The organism is Paenibacillus paridis, assembly GCF_006345825.1.
Lineage (GTDB): Bacteria > Bacillota > Bacilli > Paenibacillales > Paenibacillaceae > Pristimantibacillus > Pristimantibacillus paridis.
Genome location: NZ_VCIX01000092.1, coordinates 364,301 through 383,865 on the forward strand (window position 1 = coordinate 364,301; position 19,565 = coordinate 383,865).

Genomic DNA, 19,565 nt, shown 5'->3' on the forward strand with positions numbered 1-19,565 from the left:
ATGAAAAAATGAAGTACGGGCTTCCGCAATAGAAAAAAATCTTTGTATATAGTCTATAACTATAAATAAAATAGTTTTAATATATTTAACTTATAAATAAAAAAATGCCATACTATCCCTAACACAAATGTTGGGGGATGGAATTATGGGTTCTGAGCAAGTTTGGCAATCCGATCATTATGACAGCAAGCTGGGGTTTGTATCTGAATTTGGCAAGGATGTTGTGCGGCTTCTGAATCCGATTAAGGGTGAACGAATCTTCGACTTGGGCTGTGGAACAGGAGATCTGGCGCACGAAATAAGTCAGGCCGGCGCATATGTGACTGGGATGGATTTATCAGAGCCTATGATTAAGCAGGCGCAGTGCAAATATCCTGAAATTAAATTTCTTGTCGGCAATGGCGAACAATTCACCTTAGATGACAAGTTCGATGCCGTCTTTTCTAACGCAGCTCTGCATTGGATGAAGAGTCCGCAATCGGTACTGGCTGGCGTGTGGAATCATTTAAATCCTGGTGGCAGATTTGTTGCAGAGTTTGGCGGGAAAGGAAATGTGCAGACCATTGTTCAAACTATTGGTGAGGTGCTGCGCGCGGACTATGGTCTGAATGACGCCAAGCTGAATCCATGGTATTTCCCAAGCATTGCTGAGTACAGCACATTGTTGGAGCAGCAAGGTTTCCGCGTCACTTATGCGGCTCATTTCGATCGACCAACGAAGATGGTAGACAATGAACAAGGCTTGCAGCATTGGCTTAAGGCTTTTGCTGACCATTTCTTCACAGCACTCTCCGAAGCCGAGCGGCATGACGCTTGTTCAAGGATAGCAGTGAAAGCCCGAGATGAATTGTTCCATGACGGCTCATGGTATGCGGATTATAAACGGTTAAGAGTAATGGCGATTAAGCCGAAATAGAGCTAGTCTGCCTGTTGCATCCGATTAGAAAATTTATATTTGGTCATTACTTAATATAAGGAATTTAGGTACAATGAAAGAATGCTACAAAAAACAGAGAGGAGCAAGCCGGGCAAAATGACACCAACCGATGAGCGTAACAAAAAGCATTGGAAACGAGATATTATTATCTTTTTGAGTAGTCAGACCCTATCGTTATTCGGTTCCTCACTCGTTCAATATGCGATTATGTGGTACATTACGCTGACTACCAAATCGGGCATGATGATGACATTATTTATTGTCTGCGGGTTTATTCCAACCTTTCTACTATCACCATTTGCAGGCGTGTGGGCAGACCGCTTTAATCGGAAGCATCTCATATGGATAGCCGATGCTATGATTGCCATGGTCACGCTGCTGCTCGCAATCACTTTTTTGCTGGGCTATGACGAAATTTGGTTGTTGTTTGTCATCGCTGCTGTTCGCGCGCTTGGAGCGGGCATTCAGACGCCAGCAGTTGGAGCAATCATACCGCAAATCGTCCCAGAGGATAAGCTGACGAGGGTAAATGGAATAAACGGTAGCCTGCAAGCGCTCATGATGTTTGTTGCACCGATTGTAAGTGCGACGTTACTTACCATGGCAACCATTGAAGTCATTTTCTTTATTGACGTTGTTACAGCGGCGATAGCTATCTTTACACTATTAACCTTTCTGAAGATTCCCTTGCATAAAAAGGCGTCGGATACACAAACAACGAGCTATTTGGATGATTTTAAACAGGGCTTAAGCTACATTAAAAATCACAGCTTTCTCAAAACCTTCTTTATTTTTTTCGCTTTCTTCTTTGTATTGATGGCTCCAGCTGCATTTCTAACACCTTTGCAGGTGACACGAAGCTTTGGAGAAGATTATTGGCGATTGACCGCTATTGAAATTGCTTTCTCCATCGGGATGATGGCTGGCGGAGCCATTATTGCCTCATGGGGCGGCTTCCGTAACAAAGTACATACGATGACCATTGCTAACCTGATTATGGGCGTTTGTACCATCATTCTAGGGATTGCCCCTCTATTTTGGATTTACTTAGCGGCGATGGCTGTATTCGGCGTGGCTGTGCCCGTCTTTAATACACCAACGACTGTCTTGCTGCAAGAGAAGGTGGACCCCGATTACATGGGTCGTATATTCGGAGTCTTCGGTATGATATCGACTTCGATGATGCCAATCGGGATGCTGATATTCGGTCCGCTTTCGGATGTGGTTGAGATTGAAGGACTACTGATCGGGACAGGCTTGCTTATGGTCATCCTCTCATTTGTTTTCATTCGTAACAAACGTTTGGTTGAAGCCGGAATGCCGGTAACAAAAGATGCCTCACAAAATTAGTTTGCTGACAAAATAGGTGGCAGTAGAGCGGGATTTATCATGACAGCGCGAATGTGGCGGATTCGGCGTCTCTAATTGAAAATATAGTAAAGGGTAAAGGGCGACAGGCTATGATCCTGTTTGCCCTTTTTTTGTGCGTCTAGTCTGGTGCTGCTAGGAGACGCCAGAAAAATGTAATGGATCAGCCCATTGCTTATTCAGTACATGAGACTTTTCATTTCCAATTTCGTATACATAGGATATTGCATTTATGAAATGAACGGAGGAACAGCCATTGCGTTTAATTCTAGACCATATTAAGAAGCAGTTTGAGGATAAACAGGTGCTTCAAGGAGCGGGATTTACCTTTGAGAAAGGGAAGATATACGGACTGCTAGGGCGTAACGGGGCGGGAAAGACGACACTGTTCGACTGCTTGAGCGGAGAGAAGAACATGGATGGCGGACAGGTGCTGCTGGAGGAGAATGGACGCACACGTAAAATAAGTGAGCAGGATGTTGGATATGTGTATTCACTTCCGATTCTACCCGAATTTCTGACGGGTTTTGAGTTTGTGAAGTTTTTCATGGATATTAATCGGAATAAGCTCCAGATGGAAAAGTCGATTGACGAGTATTTTGACATGATGAGCATGACGGCGGAGGATCGCCACAAGTTGATTAAAGGCTATTCACATGGGATGAAGAATAAGCTGCAGATGCTGCTATTTCTCATTACGAAGCCTCCGGTCATCCTGCTCGATGAGCCGCTTACCTCCTTTGATGTCATTGTTGCACTGGAGATGAAGAACATGCTCAAAGAGATGAAGAGCGATCATATTCTCATATTCTCCACACATATTTTGCAATTAGCGTCTGATTTATGTGATGAACTAGTCGTATTGAACAAAGGCAAGCTGTCCTCCGTACCGTCAGAGCTGTTGCAAAGCGCGGAATTTGAGCAATCCGTCATTAACCTGCTGAAGGATGAGTCGCATGCTGAGAACACTTAGTACACTGCTGGCTATCCGTACCTCTATCACAGCCAATCTGCTCATCTATTACATTCAGAAGCTGCCTTTCATCGGAAAGCTAGTCAAGAACAGCCTTTATGCTAATTTGGATCTTAAAAAAGGCGTTGCTATTATTGCACTGCTGCTGACCCAGCTATGGGGATTTTTTCTGCGATTTGTTTACGTCGGATTACTTATTTTTATTCCCGTAATGGGCTTAGGAGAGGAGATGACACAGCAGTTTCGGCTATCGCAGTTTATACATATTTTCATCATCATCAGCTTTATTGTAGCAGCCGTCAGCAGTGCGTCTGTACTTGAACCGAAGCGGGAGAAATACTTAGCTGTCAAAATGATGAGGTTGTCTCCTAGAAGATATATGCAGGTATCGCTCGTTTACCGGTATGTGACTTTTTTTGTCTATTTGGTACCTGCCATGCTTGTGTTTGGTACTCTTCTCGGAGCCTCTGTTTTAGAAGCGCTTCTCTTCACGTTATTGCTTACGCTATGGCGGATTGCGGCAGAGTACGCACATCTTATGCTTTTTGAGAAAACAGGCATGGTGCTTATTAAACAAACTGCTTTTGTATGGTGCGTTATCCTCATAGGATATGCTGCTGCGTATTTGCCGCTCCTGCTTGGCAAGGCTCTATTAACGGAAGCGCTTCTTATGAGTTTGCCAGTCTGCATTGTAATCATAGCGGGAGGCTTATTCGCAGTCATTCAACTGGCCCGTTATCCCAAATATATGGAAGCTGTCGATGCGGCCAGTAAGCGGGATGATCCTCTGCTGAATTTAGGCCGAATGATGACAGATGCACAGAAGAAGAGCGTAAAGTCGAAGGATAGTGATGACGACTTAACCCTAAGCCAGAAGCATAAGGTTGATGGAAAAGAAGGACATGCCTATCTGAACGAGATATTCTTTCTCAGACATAGAAGCCTGGTAAATGGTCCTATGAATAAACGGTTAATGATCATTGGTGCTGCCTTAGCAGCCGGTGTTATCCTTATGCTTCTATTCCAAGGGCAGCTATTTGGGATGCAATGGAGCTTGGGATTGCTCTTCCCCTTCCTGCCGTTAATGATGTATTTCATGTCGACAGGCGAGAATCTTTGCAAAGCGATGTTCTACAATTGCGATCTTAGTCTGATGAGGTATAGCTTCTATCGCAGCGCAGCCTATCAGCACTTTCTCATTCGACTTGGGCGAATGCTTAGCTTGAATCTGCGGATTGCTGCTGCTTTTGGAGTGTCATTGTCAGCTGTCACAGCTGCTGCCGGAGGAGAGTGGCTGAATAGAGAGCTGCTTTTATTTTGGGTCTGTGTGATGGCGATGGCTATCTTTTATACCGTGCATCATTTGTTTATGTACTATATTCTTCAACCGTATTCGACGGAGCTTAATATGAAAAATCCGCTTTATTTTGTGCTAAGTATGGCTGTGTCGTCTATGAGTGGAGTTAGTATTGTGCTGAGGCCACAAGCTGATTCATTCACGGCAATTACGGTTGTCGCAGCTCTAGCCTATGTAGTCGTTGCTCTTATTCTAGTGAAGAAGTACGGGCCGAGAACGTTCCGGGTGAAATAACGGTTAGGATGAACATTCACGAATGATTCATAGCTTGTCGTACTGCGGACGGATTGGCTACTCACATGCTGATACAAATGAACCAAACGTTGTGACATCACAATGGATGGTTCATTTTTATTGCCAATCTTTATTCGCGATTCCATACGGGCTGTGCTTGATTAGTTTTTTTAAATGTTGAGGCTAAAATACCACCAAAACACATAGCAGTTTCAAAGATAAGCACATGTTAATGGAGCTGGACGGAATGATAGGATAATGATGTTACGAGGGGGATTCAATCACAGGGGGTTATGAATTTGAGGAAAATGATCTGGAAACGAGTTTTCTTAGTTGTGATGGTAGCGATGCTGTTGACGATGGGCTGGCCTTCGGGAACGAATATTTCGTATGCTCAAGCAGATGAAAGCACGATTTTTTTTGATAATTTTGAAGATGAAGAAGCTGCGGCCTGGACTCCTGAGAGCGGCTCCTGGGCTACCGTTAATCGTACGGGAGTAACTCTATTCACTGATGAATTCGAGAATGAAGGCGCCAAAGGGTGGACACCTAATGGTGGCGAGTGGTCTAGCGAACAAGGCGACTCTTCTAACGTCTATCAACAGAGTTCCAGCAACGGGGGAGCAGAGCTAATTGCAGGGAGCAATGCTTGGACAGATTACTCCTTTGAAGCGGATGTGAAGCTGATCAGCGGGGCTGGAGCGATGCTGGAGTTTCGGCATCAGGATAACCAGAATTTTTATTATTTGTATATGAGTGAATCGTACATCAGGTTAATGAAACAAAACGGCAGCGCTCAGGATTGGTTACAGGCCTACGATGGTCCTTCTCTTAATGTCTCGAAATTCGTGCATCTGCAAATCGATGTGATAGGGAACCAAATCCGTGTGTATAAAGACGGTGATTTGGTTATCGAGACTGCGGATGAGAACAGTTATATTCCATCGGGGAAGGTAGCGCTTGCCACATGGGCCTCTACGGCGCAATTCGATCATGTTGCCGTGACAGATCTGTCTGCTAATCGAGTTTATTCGCAAACGGAGAGCAGCGGCGGTATTTCTCATGCAGGCCATAGCGCTTGGGCTAATTATTCCGTACAAGCCCAAGTGATGCCGACAGCCATAAGCGAGGATGGAACGGTTGGCTTAAGCCTGAGATATCAGGATAGCCTGAACAGATATGATTTGCAGTATACCGAAGCTGGGAAAATTCAGATTGTCAAAGTATTGGACGGAGTTTTGACAACGCTTACAGAAACGGTGTTCAGTATGGAAGAGGGTAAGGCCTACACATTTAAAGGTGTAGCAGGAGGGAAAACCATCGACTTTTATATTAACGGCGATAAACTGTTGTCCACGGAAGACACCTCTATTGCAGCCGGAAAGATTGCGTTGAAGATGTCGAGGGCAACGGCGGACTTTGATCATGTCGAGGTTCAGAAGATAGTGGCGCCTAATCATTCGGAGGGTCACACCGCTTATTATGTTAGTTCCAGCACTGGCGATGATGCGAACGATGGCTTAAGCGCTGAACGCGCATGGAAAACGCTTAATAAAATCAATATTTCGGCTTTTAGCGCAGGGGATTCCATTCTCTTAAAATCCGGCGACGCATGGAATGAACCGCTGGTTCTGAGCGGCTCCGGCTCGAAGGAGCATCCGATTACGGTTTCTTCATACGGCTCAGGCGCTAAGCCTGTCATCTCGTGGAATGCTCCATACGGCGGAAGTGTGGTTACTGGACATAATTTAAGCCACTGGACGATTAAGGGATTGGCCGTTAATATCCTAACCTCCTCAACGTTATCGTGGAGCAATATTACTGCAGGAATTAACGTTATTTATGATCATGCCCAGCAGTACGAAAATCTTCGAATTGAAGAGAATACCGTATACAGCGCTAATTACAACAGTAATAGCAATGGCATTATGATTACGGCATTGATTCCGGGATCCGACATCAAAGAGGTTGTAACGGATGTTTCGATCATCAACAATGAGGTCTATCATGTGGGTTGGTATGGAATAACCACAGCCGGATGGGATACCGCGAAAAACGAGGATTTGCGGTCCCAGATGCTGTTTGGAAACTTTAACATCCGCGGGAATTACGTCCATCATACGGCCAGCCAAGGAATTGTCCTGCAAAATGCCCATCATTCCGTTATCGAAAGAAATGTTGTTCATGACGGAGGGCTCGGCGTGGACACTTGGGGACCAGGCGGCTTGTGGATCATCGCCTCCCGAGATTCGGTCATTAAATTCAACGAGGTTTATAACATGAAGGACGCCGGATCGGGTTATGACGGATCAGGGGTTAACGTGGATTGGTACTGTGACAATATTACCGTTCAGTATAATTACGCGCACGATAACAAAGGTAACGGCATAACGACAATGAGTAACTACGGAACAAAAATATGGAATAACAAAGTCAGAGGCAATCAAGGGCAGCAGTCGAACGGAAAGGGTCAAATCGCGCTCGGGAATTTCACGGGCAGACCCGATCTCTCATCGGGCGAGCATGATCTGGATGTCGCCAATAATATGATTATTGTAGATATAGAGAACACAGCGGGGGTCAACAGCGCTTCTAATCCCCATGGAACGTGGACGGGAAATAAGATTTATGATAATCACATTGCGGTTGCCAGAGGAATAACGAACTTTACTATTTTCGATATTGCAACAAACACGAACTTTGATGTTATTGATCATAATAATGTTGCTAACGAAGCGCTAGCCTTCAGCTCGATTTATCATGGAACAATCTATACAAGTCTTGGATCATGGCAACAGGGTACAGGGTTTGACGGCAATACAAGAGTGCTGCCGCTTGATGAATCGATTCCTTCGACGGTAAATCAAGTTACCGCGACGCTTAACGATTATCCTGAGCTATCCTGGGCAGAGGGAGAAGATCAAGGGAACGGGATCCTGCACTATAACATCTATCGAAGCGAAGACGCGGCGTTTTCGCCGGCTTATTCCAATATGGTGGGAGAATCCGCTACGGCAAATTTTATTGACAGGGAAGAAGCACAGCCAAACACGACGTATTATTACAAGGTAGAAGCGGAGGATCGGAGCGGAAATGTAGGGGCTGCTTCTGAGGCTGTCCATCTAACTACCGGACCGACCGTCCCGGAAACCGAGCAACCGAAAATGGTTGATTTCGCAACCTTTCGCGATGGTCACCAATTAAATGTGGCTGATTTACAGACCATGCCTTATATCGCGGGAATACAACCCATTCAAAAAGTTGAGCTGTACGTGGATGATAAATTAATACAGGAAATGACGGCATCGCCATATGCCTATACCGTAAAGGGCTTAAGCAACGGAGAGCATTCTCTGCAATACAAGGTTTACGATACGACGGGAACTGTCACCGAGTCGAGAAGGATTAAAGTAAACAAACAAGTAAGTGCCTTGCGCAGCTTATTCACGCCATCGAGCCCGACGATTGACGGCTCCATTCAAGAATGGGGTTCTCCTGAGTTTGTCATGAATCAGAGAGACCAGGTGAGGAATATTGAAAGCACCTTCACTGATCAATGGTCTCTGCAAAGGTTAAATGCTTTAGGCCATACCAGGTGGGATGAAGACAATTTGTATATCGCAATCAAGGTTACGGAAGACGTACACCGTTTGCCGATCTTGAATGCGGCCGATTTGTGGAAAGGCTCCAGCATTCAAATCGCTATCGATCCCGAAAGAGGATCGGTTCCGGGAAGCAAGGGATATTCAGAATTCGCCTTCGGATTAACCGATGACGGCCAGGCTGTCGGGTATCGTTACAATGCCATTGCCGGCAAAACAACAGGTGAGTTTACAGCAGGGCAGATGGCGATTTCCAGAGACGAGGCAACGAAGTCTACGAGTTACGAACTGAGTATTCCTTGGGGCGAAATCCTCCCGGGAGGAGTTTCAGTTAACGACGGCTCCGCCTTGGGAATCTCTGTACTTGCCAATTATAGCGACGGAAGCTTCGTCAACTCGGGCAATGGAGATGCCAGAAACGGATGGATTGAATACAACAGCGGCATCGGAGCGGGAAAAGCCCCGATTCAATATGGGTATTTGATTCTTGGCAAACAGAGATTTATTGCTCCAACGATTAGTGCGATAGCCGGAAACGGAGAGGCGCAATTGAGTTGGAGCGCGATATCCGGAGCGACAGGCTATTACATTAAATACGGGACAGCCAGCGGAGTGTATTCGAGCAAGATTGATGCGGGAAGCGCGACCCATTATACGGTATCGGGGCTTACCAAGGGAACGACCTATTACTTTATTGCGGAAGCCTATGACGCATATGGCGAAAGCGGTCATTCCAACGAAGCAGCGATCACCGCATTGGGCGAGAAAGCGGATGGAGAAGGCAATGGAAGTTCTGGAGGCCAAGTCGGCATCGTCCGCTCCAAGGTAGAGATTAAGGACGGGGCGGCTCAAGTGAAGCTAGAGGAAGGCCAATCGAGAGCTGTCGTCCTCTTATCGGGAGTTGGGAATTATCCGCTTCAAGTGTACCGTGGTAAAGTGTCGATGACCATAAGCCAAGAGAAGCTGGATAGTCTCAGAGAATATTCAGGCATTGACGCGGGTTCTTATATTGAAATAACCATCAGCCCTACCAATGATGCGGCTATCGTAAACGCACCGCTCAGCGGCAGCAAAGCAATGATGAAAATCGCAGGTGAAGCTTATGTTTTCGATGTCAAACTTAAGTCCTCCGATCATCGCGAAATTGCAACCGGCATAGTCTCAGGCGGCATGACGCTATCTCTGCCTTACGATCCTAATCAAGTCGATCAGGAGCTTCTCGGTATTTACGATTACGATAAGGCGAAGCTGCAATGGAGATATGTCGGCGGCGAAATCGATGAGGCGATGAATCAAGTTAAGGTGACGCTGCAGCATTCTGGCGTGTATTCGGTTATGGAATACAACAAAGCTTTCAGCGACGTGAAAGAAGGTCACTGGGCGAAGCGGGTGCTTCAAATATTAGCAGCAAAGCATATGGTCAATGGTGTGGATGAATCGCGATTTAACCCTGAAGGAACAACGACCAGAGCAGAATTCGTAACCTTACTTGCTAATGCTTTAAACCTGGAGACGGGCATTACAAAGCAACCGTTCGACGACGTCAAAGCGGATGCATGGTATGCGGATAGCATAGCCGCAGCCATTCAAGCCGGAATCGTTACAGGGGTAAGCGCAGATCAGTTTGCCCCAGACCAATTCATCAGCCGTGCGGAAATGGTTGTGATGATCGTACGTTCGGCCGGCATTCAACCGAAGCCAGAGGCGACAGTCGGCTACGTAGATGCGCATGATATTCCGAGATGGGCTCTACCCTACATTGACGCTGCCGAAGAAGCGAACTTGGTTCGTGGAAGAGGAAGCAACCTGTTTGCGCCTCAGAGCAAGGCGACGCGGGCGGAGGCGGCCCAACTCGTATACAATCTACTGATTAAATAAAGGGGAGATGGCAGATGTTGCTGCAAGAAGGACAGAAAATGATTTTTATTGGCGACAGCATTACGGATTGCGGCAGAAAGGATGATCCTGAACATATTGGAGGCGGATATGTACGCATCGTTCGGGATTACTTATCAATCGTACGTCCGGAAATCACTTTGCAGGTAGTGAACCAAGGGATAAGCGGCGAGACGATATTGGATCTAAAGGCACGGTGGAAGGAAGACGTCATCGAGATAAAGCCCGACTGGCTGACCATATCAATTGGCATAAATGATGAATGGAAAAACGTCAGCTGCGATGATTTTAGGGATACCTACCGGGAATTATTGAATGAAACGAAAAGCAAGACGGGGTCCTCCTTGATCGTAATGGAAACGACAATCCTATCCGAAGATTCGAACGATGGGAAAAATGAGCGCCTTCTTCCCTATAATCAAATCATAAGAGAGGTCGCTGCGGAATTCGAAGCCATTCTCGTGCCTCAGTATCAGTCTTTTACGGCATACTTAAGGGAGCAACGCGGGAAAACGCTAACCGTGGATCAAGTTCACATGAATTCGACAGGGAATTTATTCATGGCGGTTAACTGGTTGAAGGCATGCGGGTTCACATGCTGAAAACGCATAAAAGCACATCTGGATTCACCTTAAAACACATAGACAAAAAGATGGCATTGTGACAATATAGAGTCGTTAGCGCTTGTCCGAACAGCTGGGAAATTGTTGTTACCATCATAGGTCTCGGAGGATCTCATGCTAAAAGAACTGGTATCCTATACTAGAAAGTATAGATTAAGATTTCGCATGATCCTCACGAATATTTGCATTGCCGTTTTGCCCATTCTCCTTCTAGGGACAGTGGGCTATTTTTCTTATATTAATATTCTCAAAAAGAACGCGCTCGATAATATTAATATTTTCGTGACACAAACGAACAATCGTTTCGACGAATATTTTTACCGAATGGACCAGCTCTCAAAGTCGATTTTCTTTAACAAGAACGTTCAGGCCATTATGCTCGAAAATAAGTCCTGGCAGGAATCCGATATATTGTTAAGAAATTTAAACTCGTACTTGTCACTTGAACCTGCCCTGAACGCTATCGGCATGATTAGTTTGAAAGACTTCCGCTTAGTATCCACCGGAGAACTGCTTATGCAACCGATGGTGGCTTATTTGGAGGAGATGCAAAATACGAATAGGCTAAGCAATAAGCTGCAGATCTCGCCTCCATTCTTAAAAGACCAAGGCATACTGGCTTTCAGAAAGGTGAAATCCGTTCTTCCATACCAATATCTGCAGGAAATTTACATAGGCGTTTTGTTATTGGATACGGAATGGATACAGCAAATATTACGCTCAGCGGATTTGGCGGATAAAGCAGAGCTTTATATTATGAACGAGAACGGCGATCTCATTGGCTCTTCGACTCATAATCCCGATTTTGAACAACATTATGCCCAGGCTAAAATGAATGTGGATTACCAAGTTGTCGATTTTCAAATGAACGGAATCAATTATTTGTACCAATCCCTCCCGATCGAAAGCTTGGGCTGGAAGTTCGTGGCATTAATTAATGAAGATAAGCTGGTGGGAAAAGCATCGATCATTCAGTATATCGTGATTTCGGCTATAGCGATCATGGTCTTAATCGTCATCTGGGCAGCGGCTTCTTTTAATATTCGCTTGACCCATCCCATCACTAAGATGGCGGATATTTTCGATAGCGCAGCGAGCGGAGATTTGGATGCCCGGTTGAGATTCGGCTATAAGAATGAAATTACGATCATACAGGACCACTATAACAATATGATGAATGAAATTAAGAAGCTTACGGATAATCTGCTGCAATCCCAGCAGCAGCTGTATGAAACGGAAATGGAGAAACGAATGTTTCAATTGAATGGTCTCCAGAGCCAGATTAATTCTCATTTTCTGTATAACGTTCTTCACTCTATTAGAGGCATGGCCTTGTCCAACGCACGGAGGGAGGTAGCCGTCGCTATTGACAATCTCGTCTCTTATTTCCGCTATATTACGCGTACGGATGAATTTGTTCTTCTGCACAAAGAGCTTGAGCATCTGGAGCGCTACATTGATATTCAAAAAATAAGATTTGGGGAGCGGCTGCAGTTTAAAGTAATCATGGATCAGGGTCTCGGAGCCCGTTCGATCGTGAAGCTCATTCTCCAGCCGCTTGTTGAGAACGCTTTATTTCATGGTCTCGAAGGAAAGACAGGGCGATGGATCATTCATATCCATGCGACTGTGGATGAGGAGAATCACTTGCTGATCAAGGTGATGGATAACGGAATCGGCATGAGCGAGGAACGCTTGATGCGCATGCAGCAGGATTTTGACAATAGGAATAAGAGCTCAGCCGAAACCGCAGGACTGGGTCAAGGAATCGGGCTTGTCAATATTCATAAAAGAATTCAAATCTATTACGGGAAGCCCTATGGTCTATCCATCAAGAGCTGGAGAGATAGGGGAACGGTTGTGACGGTTAGCGTTCCACTTAAAGCGAAAGGGTGAGTAAACTTTGCATAAGCTGATCCTCGTGGATGACGAGCCGTGGATATTGAAGGATATGGAACAAATTGTGGATTGGGAAACGCTCGGCTTCCAAATTGTAGCGAAAGTAAATGACGTACAAATGGCTGAAAGCCTGTTGAAGCGCAAATCGATTGATGTCGTGATCAGTGATATTCGCATGCCTGGGAAAAGCGGCTTGGATTTATTGTCTTTCGTAAACCGTGTGTCTCCCCATACGCTAGTGGTGTTCATGAGCGCATACAGTGAATTTAGCTACGCAAAAAAAGCGCTGGAGCTAGGCTGCTTTGCCTATCTGCTCAAACCGGTCAACGAGCAAGAATTGCGGGATACGTTATCGAATTGCAGCAAGCGGTTAGCTGAACGTGATCGGGACAAACGCGCATTGCAAACTTACCACAATTCCATGCTGTTTCTGGAAATGATCGAGAAGGGGTTAACCGTACAGCAAGTGGCTCAGTTAAAAGGTTTGAATGTTGAAATGGGCAGCGATGCGGGATATGCCTTTGCCATCGTGAAAAGCAAAACAGCCATATCGGAGCAAGAATTGCTGAATTCGGATCGATTGCTGCATGAACATGGCGTTACTTTTTTTCGTGCCATGGCAAGTCCGCTCAAATGGACGTATTTATTAAGCCATTCCGAATTGGATACGACTACGCTTAAGGCTTTATATAAACGCGTACTAACCATGGCAGCAGAGCTTCAATGGGATGTAGGAGTAAGCCTCTCGAACGACTTCGACAGTCAAATCGCGAAATACTACAACCAAGCAAATATGATGGCTGACACCTCGACCTTAAACCGCAGGATAGGCGTTTACCGCTATAGGCCGAGAGTAAACGCGGCATTGCCGTCTATCATGGAGCGGATAGGCAAAGCAACAAAGCTTGAGCATCTGGAAGCGGCGTTATTTGATGTGCATAAAGGAATGGCCAAAGATCGCATTCATTTAAATGGGCTTGTTGAAATTTATAATTTCTTTGTTGTGGTAATCAAGAACTTCTCCTTGTCGACACACTCTTTCGCCGAGGACTCTATTACCGTCCAGGATCTGGTCCTACACTATGGTAATCCCCATGATTTGCTTATACAGATGAGAATGTTCATTGACGAGCATAAGAAGAAGCCGTCGGAGTTAACGACCTTTCCCATTGTTGACGAGATCATCAAGGATATTGAACGGCGGTATGCGCACAAAATTTCTCTCAAAGAATTTGCCCAGCAGTACTTTATTAGCCCAAATTATCTGAGTCATCTCTTCAAACAGGAGAAGGGGCAAAGCTTTATCCATTTCCTCATTCAGAAAAGGCTGGATGCAGCTGTTGAGCTATTGAAAGAGGACATATCTCTATATGATGTCGGAAAACTAGTCGGCTATGAGGATTATGCCCATTTCAGCAAGCTATTCAAGAAACATCTGGGTCAGTCGCCGCTAGAGTACAAACAGCGCTTCGATCATAAAAACAACGTACACAAGAAACCACAACCCAATCTCTTTGATTAACACATAGAAATGCCATCGAGCCCGTGTCACAATGAGAACCATCAATCAAGAATAGAGGGTGAATGAAAAGTGACAAGGGCCTATGGTGTCGAGAAGGATACGACGGAAGTGCTGAGTTGGATTAGCTTATGCGAAAATGGGATTTATTTGGAGATTCAGATTGCCGAAGACGGAGATGTCCGTCTGGTTCATTTATCTCCTTTCCCAGCGAATGAAGAGGTACGAGGAACCGAGGAGGAACGGGGAACGCGCCGAATCGTCGAACTGCAAGTGACAGGCGAGGATCGGAACGATCATCATGCCTCCAAATATACGGGCACCATGCCGGGAGGGAGATTGAAGTACGATAGCCACAGAGATTTCTATAACGAAAGCGGAAGAAAACTCGAAGTGGTTATGGAAGACAGGGGAATGCGTGTAACGGTACACTATCAATTTTACAACGATATCCCTGTCATCCGAGCTTGGACGGAGGTCGTCAATCAGAGTGTGAATCCCATTCCAATGGAATACGTTTCTTCGTTTACAGTTACGGGGATCGCGGGCGGAGGCAGCGGAACATGGGAAGCCAAAAGCCGTCTTCATATTGCACATAATGCATGGCACGGAGAGCTGCAGTGGAGAAGTTACAGGCTACCCGAGCTAGGTTTAACGAAAGTAAATGACTTTTCGATCAAAAGACTTTCATACAGCAATTCGGGAACCTGGTCTTCCGCCGATCTTCATCCAATGGGTGGATATGAAAATAGGGAGACGGGAATGGCCCTGTGTTGGCAAATCGAGCATAACGGTTCTTGGCATTGGGAGATGAGCGATAAGGCGAATGGTCAGCTCTATTTGCAATTAAGCGGCCCTACGGAGAACGAAAGCCATTGGTGGAAAAACGTCGCGCCAGGCGAAGCCTTTATCTCCGTTCCTGCAGCGATTGCGATTGTCAATGGAGGGTTCGAACAGGGAATCGTGGAATTGACGCGTTATCGGCGAGAAATCCGTCGTTGGAACGAGGACAATGAAGGGCTTCCGGTTGTTTTCAACGATTACATGAATTGTTTATTCGCTGATCCAACGACCGAGAAGATTTTACCCTTAGTCGATGCGGCTGCTTTGGCGGGTTGCGAATATTATTGCATCGATGCTGGCTGGTATGCGGATGGCGAATGGTGGAGCAATGTAGGGCTTTGGCAACCGTCACCAAGACGTTTTCCAGGCGGATTGCAGGAGGTGCTTGACTATATCCGGGCGAAAGGCTTAATCCCGGGACTTTGGCTGGAACTTGAAGTTATGGGCATTCATTGCCCCTTGGCGCAGCAAGTGCCGGATGAATGGTTTTTCATGCGACATGGCAAGCGGGTAATGGATCACGGCAGGTATCAATTGGATTATCGACATCCCGAGGTCATTCAATATGCAGATGAAGTGATTGACCGTCTAGTGACGGAGTACAAGGTCGGTTATATCAAAATGGACTATAACATTAATGCGGGGATCGGTACAGAGGTTAACGCCGATAGCTTCGGCGATGGCTTGCTTCAGCATAACCGTGCCTACCTGCGCTGGCTTGATAGCGTATTTGCCCGTTATCCGGATTTGGTCATCGAGAATTGCGGGAGCGGCGGTTTGCGTATGGATTATGCTTTGCTCGCCAGGCACAGCGTGCAGTCGATTAGCGATCAAACGGATTACCGCAAATTTGCGGCGATATCAGCTGCTGCTCCTACGGCGCTTACTCCAGAGCAATCCGCTGCTTGGTCATATCCGCTGAAGGACGGAGACCGGGAAGAGGTCATCTTTAACATGGTGAACGGCATGTTAATGCGAATTCATCAGAGCGGGCACTTGTCGGAAATTGCAACGGATCGTTTTGAATTGATTCGTGAAGGGATTGCTTATTACAAGAGTATCCGGGCTTCCATTCCGAAGGCTCTTCCTTTTTGGCCGATTGGCTTGCCTAAGCATGGCGATCATTGGCTTAGCCTTGGACTTAGATGCGGTGAGAAGGCTTATGTGGCGGTATGGAGAATGGAAGGCGGAGCGAGTGAAGCGAGATTTCCGATTCCGGGTTGTGACGGCAAGAAAGTAACGGTTCGCTGTGGGTTTCCCCAAAATGAGAGCGTTAGTTGCAGCTGGAATCAGCTTGAAAATGCGTTAGTTGTTACACTTCCATCGGAATTTACGGCTCGCCTGTTTGAACTGCACATTGAGGAGGAGTAGCCAATGGCCAAAAAGTGTGTCTTTGTTGCATGGATATTCGTTATAGCTATGATTGTCTTCGTTTATAATGACAGGGCTTACGCAGCGGGTACGACCTATTATGTAAGCAGTTCAACGGGCAATGATTATAATAACGGGACGAGCGCAGGCACTCCTTGGCAAACTTTGGCTAAAATTTCTAACGTTACGTTTAATCCTGGCGATAAACTATTATTGAAATCAGGCGATACTTGGAACGAGAGCGTTTCCTTGAACGGTTCGGGAACGGCTCTGCTTCCGATCCAAATGACCGCCTATGGCAGCGGGAGCAAACCCATCATTCGATCTTCGGCCCCGGCTGTGGTGAGCCTAACGAATGTGAGCGGATGGACCATATCGGGATTGGATATCGAGTGTACCACGACGAATGCGCTAACTAGCCCAACTATAACGAACAGAGCGATCGTCATTACTTATAATGCGGAAGGGACCTGGTCCAATATCACAATAGAGGGGAACCGGGTTCGTGGTTCTGGAATCAACAGCAATTCGGAGGGCATTCTGATTACGGCGGTTTATCCGACAAACAAACATAGCGAAGTCGCACGAAATATCGTTATTAGCCATAATGAAATCTATATGCTCGGTTGGAGAGCGATCGGAGTTGCCGGTTGGGATAGCACGTTATCGGACAATCTTAAAAGCTCCGCGTTATTTCGTAATGTTAAGGTTCACAGCAACGTGGCATACCAGCTTGGAAACCAAGGGATCGTCATCGGGAATTCCAATCATAGCACGATAAAATGGAACCTCGTACATGATGCCGGACAATATGCCGGAACAGGGGTCACCTGGGGACCGGGCGGAATTTGGCCAGTCGCAAGCTCCTACGTAGATGTCATGTTTAACGAGGTCTACAATATGTCCGACAGCAACACGGGGCATGATGCTTCCGGATTAAACATTGATTGGTCTAATGAATATGTCAGCGTTCAATATAATTACGTTCATGCTAATAAAGGCAACGGCGTGACGACGATGGCGAACATTAATTCGAGAATCACTGACAATAAAGTGAAGGGCAACCGCGGAGAAACCTCGATCGGAACGGGCCAAATCGCATTAAGCGATTTTACGGCGGATACGGGCAGATATTCCGGCTTAAAAAATCTCGTTGTCGCCAATAATTTAATCGTAGTGGATCAAGCGAATACGAGTGCGTTAAGCAGCAAAGATGTGTCACCCGGGGACGCTTGGTCGGGAGATTCGTTCCAGAATAATCGGATCGTTATGGCGAACGGAATTTCGGGAACTTCAGCTTATAAAATCGGGTTAAGCGCACCGCTTGATCTTGTCAATGACAATCGATTCTATCAGGCAAGCGGAACAGCATTTCAAGCTGAAAGGTTTGGGGTCAGCTACAGCACCATAGCGGCATGGAGAAGCGCCTCCGGATTCGATTTAGGCAGCACCATCTCCGCATTGGATACTGTGGCGCCAGGCAATCCGGCCGGGGGATCAGCAGCTTGGAATAGCGGAAGCTTAGGCATATTGTTATCTTGGACGGCAGCTTCTGATACAGGTTCAGGAGTTAATCACTTCAATATTTACCGCTCAACGACTCCAAGCTTTACGCCTGCCTACAGCAATATGGTTGGAGAATCAACGACCGCAAGCTTTACCGACCGGCAAGAGCTTCAAAGCGGTACAACTTATTATTATTTGATTGAAGCCGAAGACAACAATGGAAATGTTAGCTCAGGCAAAACGTCGGCAGGCGCGACCAGCGGAACCATTCCGGCATCCACAAGAAAGTATGAAGCGGTTAAGGAAGTCGGGGCGATCTCACAGGGGCCGGTTTGGTACTATCACAAATGGAATGGCACGACGTATGCGCCATTGGCAAATTACTACGCGCCATGGAGAATGTGGCGGGACGGGGCGACTTTCTTAAGCGTAGGGGAAAATCTGCAATCGCCAGATGGCAGCGATTCGGTAAGAACATGGTTAGCGCCAGAGGACGGCGAAATTACGCTCTCGTCAAACGAAGCCATTCACCTGTTGAACACGGGGGCGGGAGCAGATGGCGTAAACGTTAAAATTTTGAAAAACAACGCGCAAATTTGGCCGGCGAGCGGCTGGCAGCAGGTCATCTACGGAACGGCAGTATCTGCCCCCATAATAACGCTTGATGTGATTAAGGGTGATGCGATACGTTTTGTTGCGAATCAGAATACGAACAATTTGTACGATACGGTTTATTGGAATCCTATCGTAAGCTATAGTTCCATTTACTTATTATCCGAAAATTTCGAGAGCTCCGCAGGAAGATGGACCGTGCAATCGGGCAGCTGGTCGGTCGTGACGGATAGCGGCAGTAAGAAATACAAGCAGACGGACTATTCAGGGAGCCTTGCAACGGCAGGGATCGACTCGTGGAGCAACTATACGTTAGCTAGCGATATTCTATTAAGCAATGCCGCGGGAAGTGGCGGTTTCGCGAATCTGGTATTTCGTCTAACGGATGCAAATCATAAATATTTTGTTTATATCAGCAATATGCATGGGATTGCGATCAAGAAAACGATAGCGGGAACCCAGACGGTGCTCGCGTCGAAAGCCTATACGATTAATGTCGGGACGGCTTATCGCGTATCAGTTGAAGCTGTCGGCAATCGAATAGACATGTATGTGGACGGCGTTCTGCAATTAAGCACAACAGATCCTGCTTTTACGTTCAGCAAGGGGAAGGTGGGGTTAGAAACGTATAATGCGACTGTGCTATACGATAACGTGATACTTATGGAGCAATAGGGATGCAGGACGCCTCGATCACCGATCGGGGCATTTTTTTGTATAAGCGTTCTTATAACATCGTAACAAACTACAACCAATGTTCAATACTCAGCACATATGAAGGGAAAGCCGTCTATGGCACAATCAATATAGCAAGAGAGTTATAAC

Annotated in this window: 10 protein-coding genes; all 10 read left to right on the forward strand. The window is 46.2% G+C overall.

Features of this window, described 5'->3' with window-relative positions; all coding sequences use genetic code 11:
- Nucleotides 1-145 precede the first annotated feature (145 nt).
- The 10 genes from FJQ58_RS23590 to FJQ58_RS23635 all read left to right on the forward strand — a co-directional run bounded on the left by FJQ58_RS23590 (nucleotide 146) and on the right by FJQ58_RS23635 (nucleotide 19,415).
- On the forward strand, nucleotides 146-916 hold the full coding sequence (locus FJQ58_RS23590) for a class I SAM-dependent methyltransferase (protein WP_139997261.1): 771 nt from the start codon (nucleotides 146-148) through the stop codon (nucleotides 914-916).
- Between the two features lie 117 nt (nucleotides 917-1,033).
- A complete protein-coding gene (locus tag FJQ58_RS23595; protein WP_140000009.1) occupies nucleotides 1,034-2,287 on the forward strand; it encodes an MFS transporter in 1,254 nt (417 codons plus the stop codon).
- Nucleotides 2,288-2,561: 274 nt separating this feature from the next.
- Complete coding sequence (locus tag FJQ58_RS23600; protein WP_139997262.1) at nucleotides 2,562-3,278, forward strand: ABC transporter ATP-binding protein; 717 nt, start codon at nucleotides 2,562-2,564, stop codon at nucleotides 3,276-3,278.
- Complete coding sequence (locus tag FJQ58_RS23605) at nucleotides 3,262-4,869, forward strand: hypothetical protein (RefSeq protein ID WP_139997263.1); 1,608 nt, start codon at nucleotides 3,262-3,264, stop codon at nucleotides 4,867-4,869. Before FJQ58_RS23600 ends, FJQ58_RS23605 begins: the two co-directional genes overlap by 17 nt.
- A gap of 308 nt (nucleotides 4,870-5,177) precedes the next feature.
- Entirely contained in the window at nucleotides 5,178-10,349 is a 5,172-nt protein-coding gene (locus FJQ58_RS23610) for an S-layer homology domain-containing protein (protein WP_238404427.1), read from the forward strand.
- A 14-nt stretch (nucleotides 10,350-10,363) separates the two neighbouring features.
- Entirely contained in the window at nucleotides 10,364-10,969 is a 606-nt protein-coding gene (locus FJQ58_RS23615) for an SGNH/GDSL hydrolase family protein (protein ID WP_238404297.1), read from the forward strand.
- Between the two features lie 135 nt (nucleotides 10,970-11,104).
- Nucleotides 11,105-12,886 (forward strand): sensor histidine kinase, encoded by a 1,782-nt coding sequence (locus tag FJQ58_RS23620; protein WP_139997265.1) that lies wholly within the window; start codon nucleotides 11,105-11,107, stop codon nucleotides 12,884-12,886.
- A gap of 7 nt (nucleotides 12,887-12,893) precedes the next feature.
- A complete protein-coding gene (locus FJQ58_RS23625; RefSeq protein WP_139997266.1) occupies nucleotides 12,894-14,411 on the forward strand; it encodes a response regulator transcription factor in 1,518 nt (505 codons plus the stop codon).
- 69 nt (nucleotides 14,412-14,480) lie between these two features.
- The gene (locus FJQ58_RS23630; RefSeq protein WP_238404298.1) at nucleotides 14,481-16,622 is read left to right on the forward strand and encodes a glycoside hydrolase family 36 protein; all 2,142 of its coding nucleotides are present in this window, start codon (nucleotides 14,481-14,483) and stop codon (nucleotides 16,620-16,622) included.
- Nucleotides 16,623-16,625: 3 nt separating this feature from the next.
- Complete coding sequence (locus FJQ58_RS23635; RefSeq protein WP_139997267.1) at nucleotides 16,626-19,415, forward strand: 3-keto-alpha-glucoside-1,2-lyase-like domain-containing protein; 2,790 nt, start codon at nucleotides 16,626-16,628, stop codon at nucleotides 19,413-19,415.
- The last annotated feature ends 150 nt before the right edge of the window (nucleotides 19,416-19,565 follow it).

Excerpts from the sequence above, each read along its gene's own strand:
- FJQ58_RS23620 (WP_139997265.1), top strand. The coding sequence starts at position 11,105 with ATGCTAAAAGAACTGGTATCCTATACTAGAAAGTATAGATTAAGATTT.
- FJQ58_RS23615 (WP_238404297.1), top strand. The coding sequence starts at position 10,364 with ATGTTGCTGCAAGAAGGACAGAAAATGATTTTTATTGGCGACAGCATT.
- FJQ58_RS23610 (WP_238404427.1), top strand. The coding sequence starts at position 5,178 with ATGATCTGGAAACGAGTTTTCTTAGTTGTGATGGTAGCGATGCTGTTG.
- FJQ58_RS23590 (WP_139997261.1), top strand. The coding sequence starts at position 146 with ATGGGTTCTGAGCAAGTTTGGCAATCCGATCATTATGACAGCAAGCTG.
- FJQ58_RS23635 (WP_139997267.1), top strand. The coding sequence starts at position 16,626 with ATGGCCAAAAAGTGTGTCTTTGTTGCATGGATATTCGTTATAGCTATG.
- FJQ58_RS23605 (WP_139997263.1), top strand. The coding sequence starts at position 3,262 with ATGCTGAGAACACTTAGTACACTGCTGGCTATCCGTACCTCTATCACA.
- FJQ58_RS23595 (WP_140000009.1), top strand. The coding sequence starts at position 1,034 with ATGACACCAACCGATGAGCGTAACAAAAAGCATTGGAAACGAGATATT.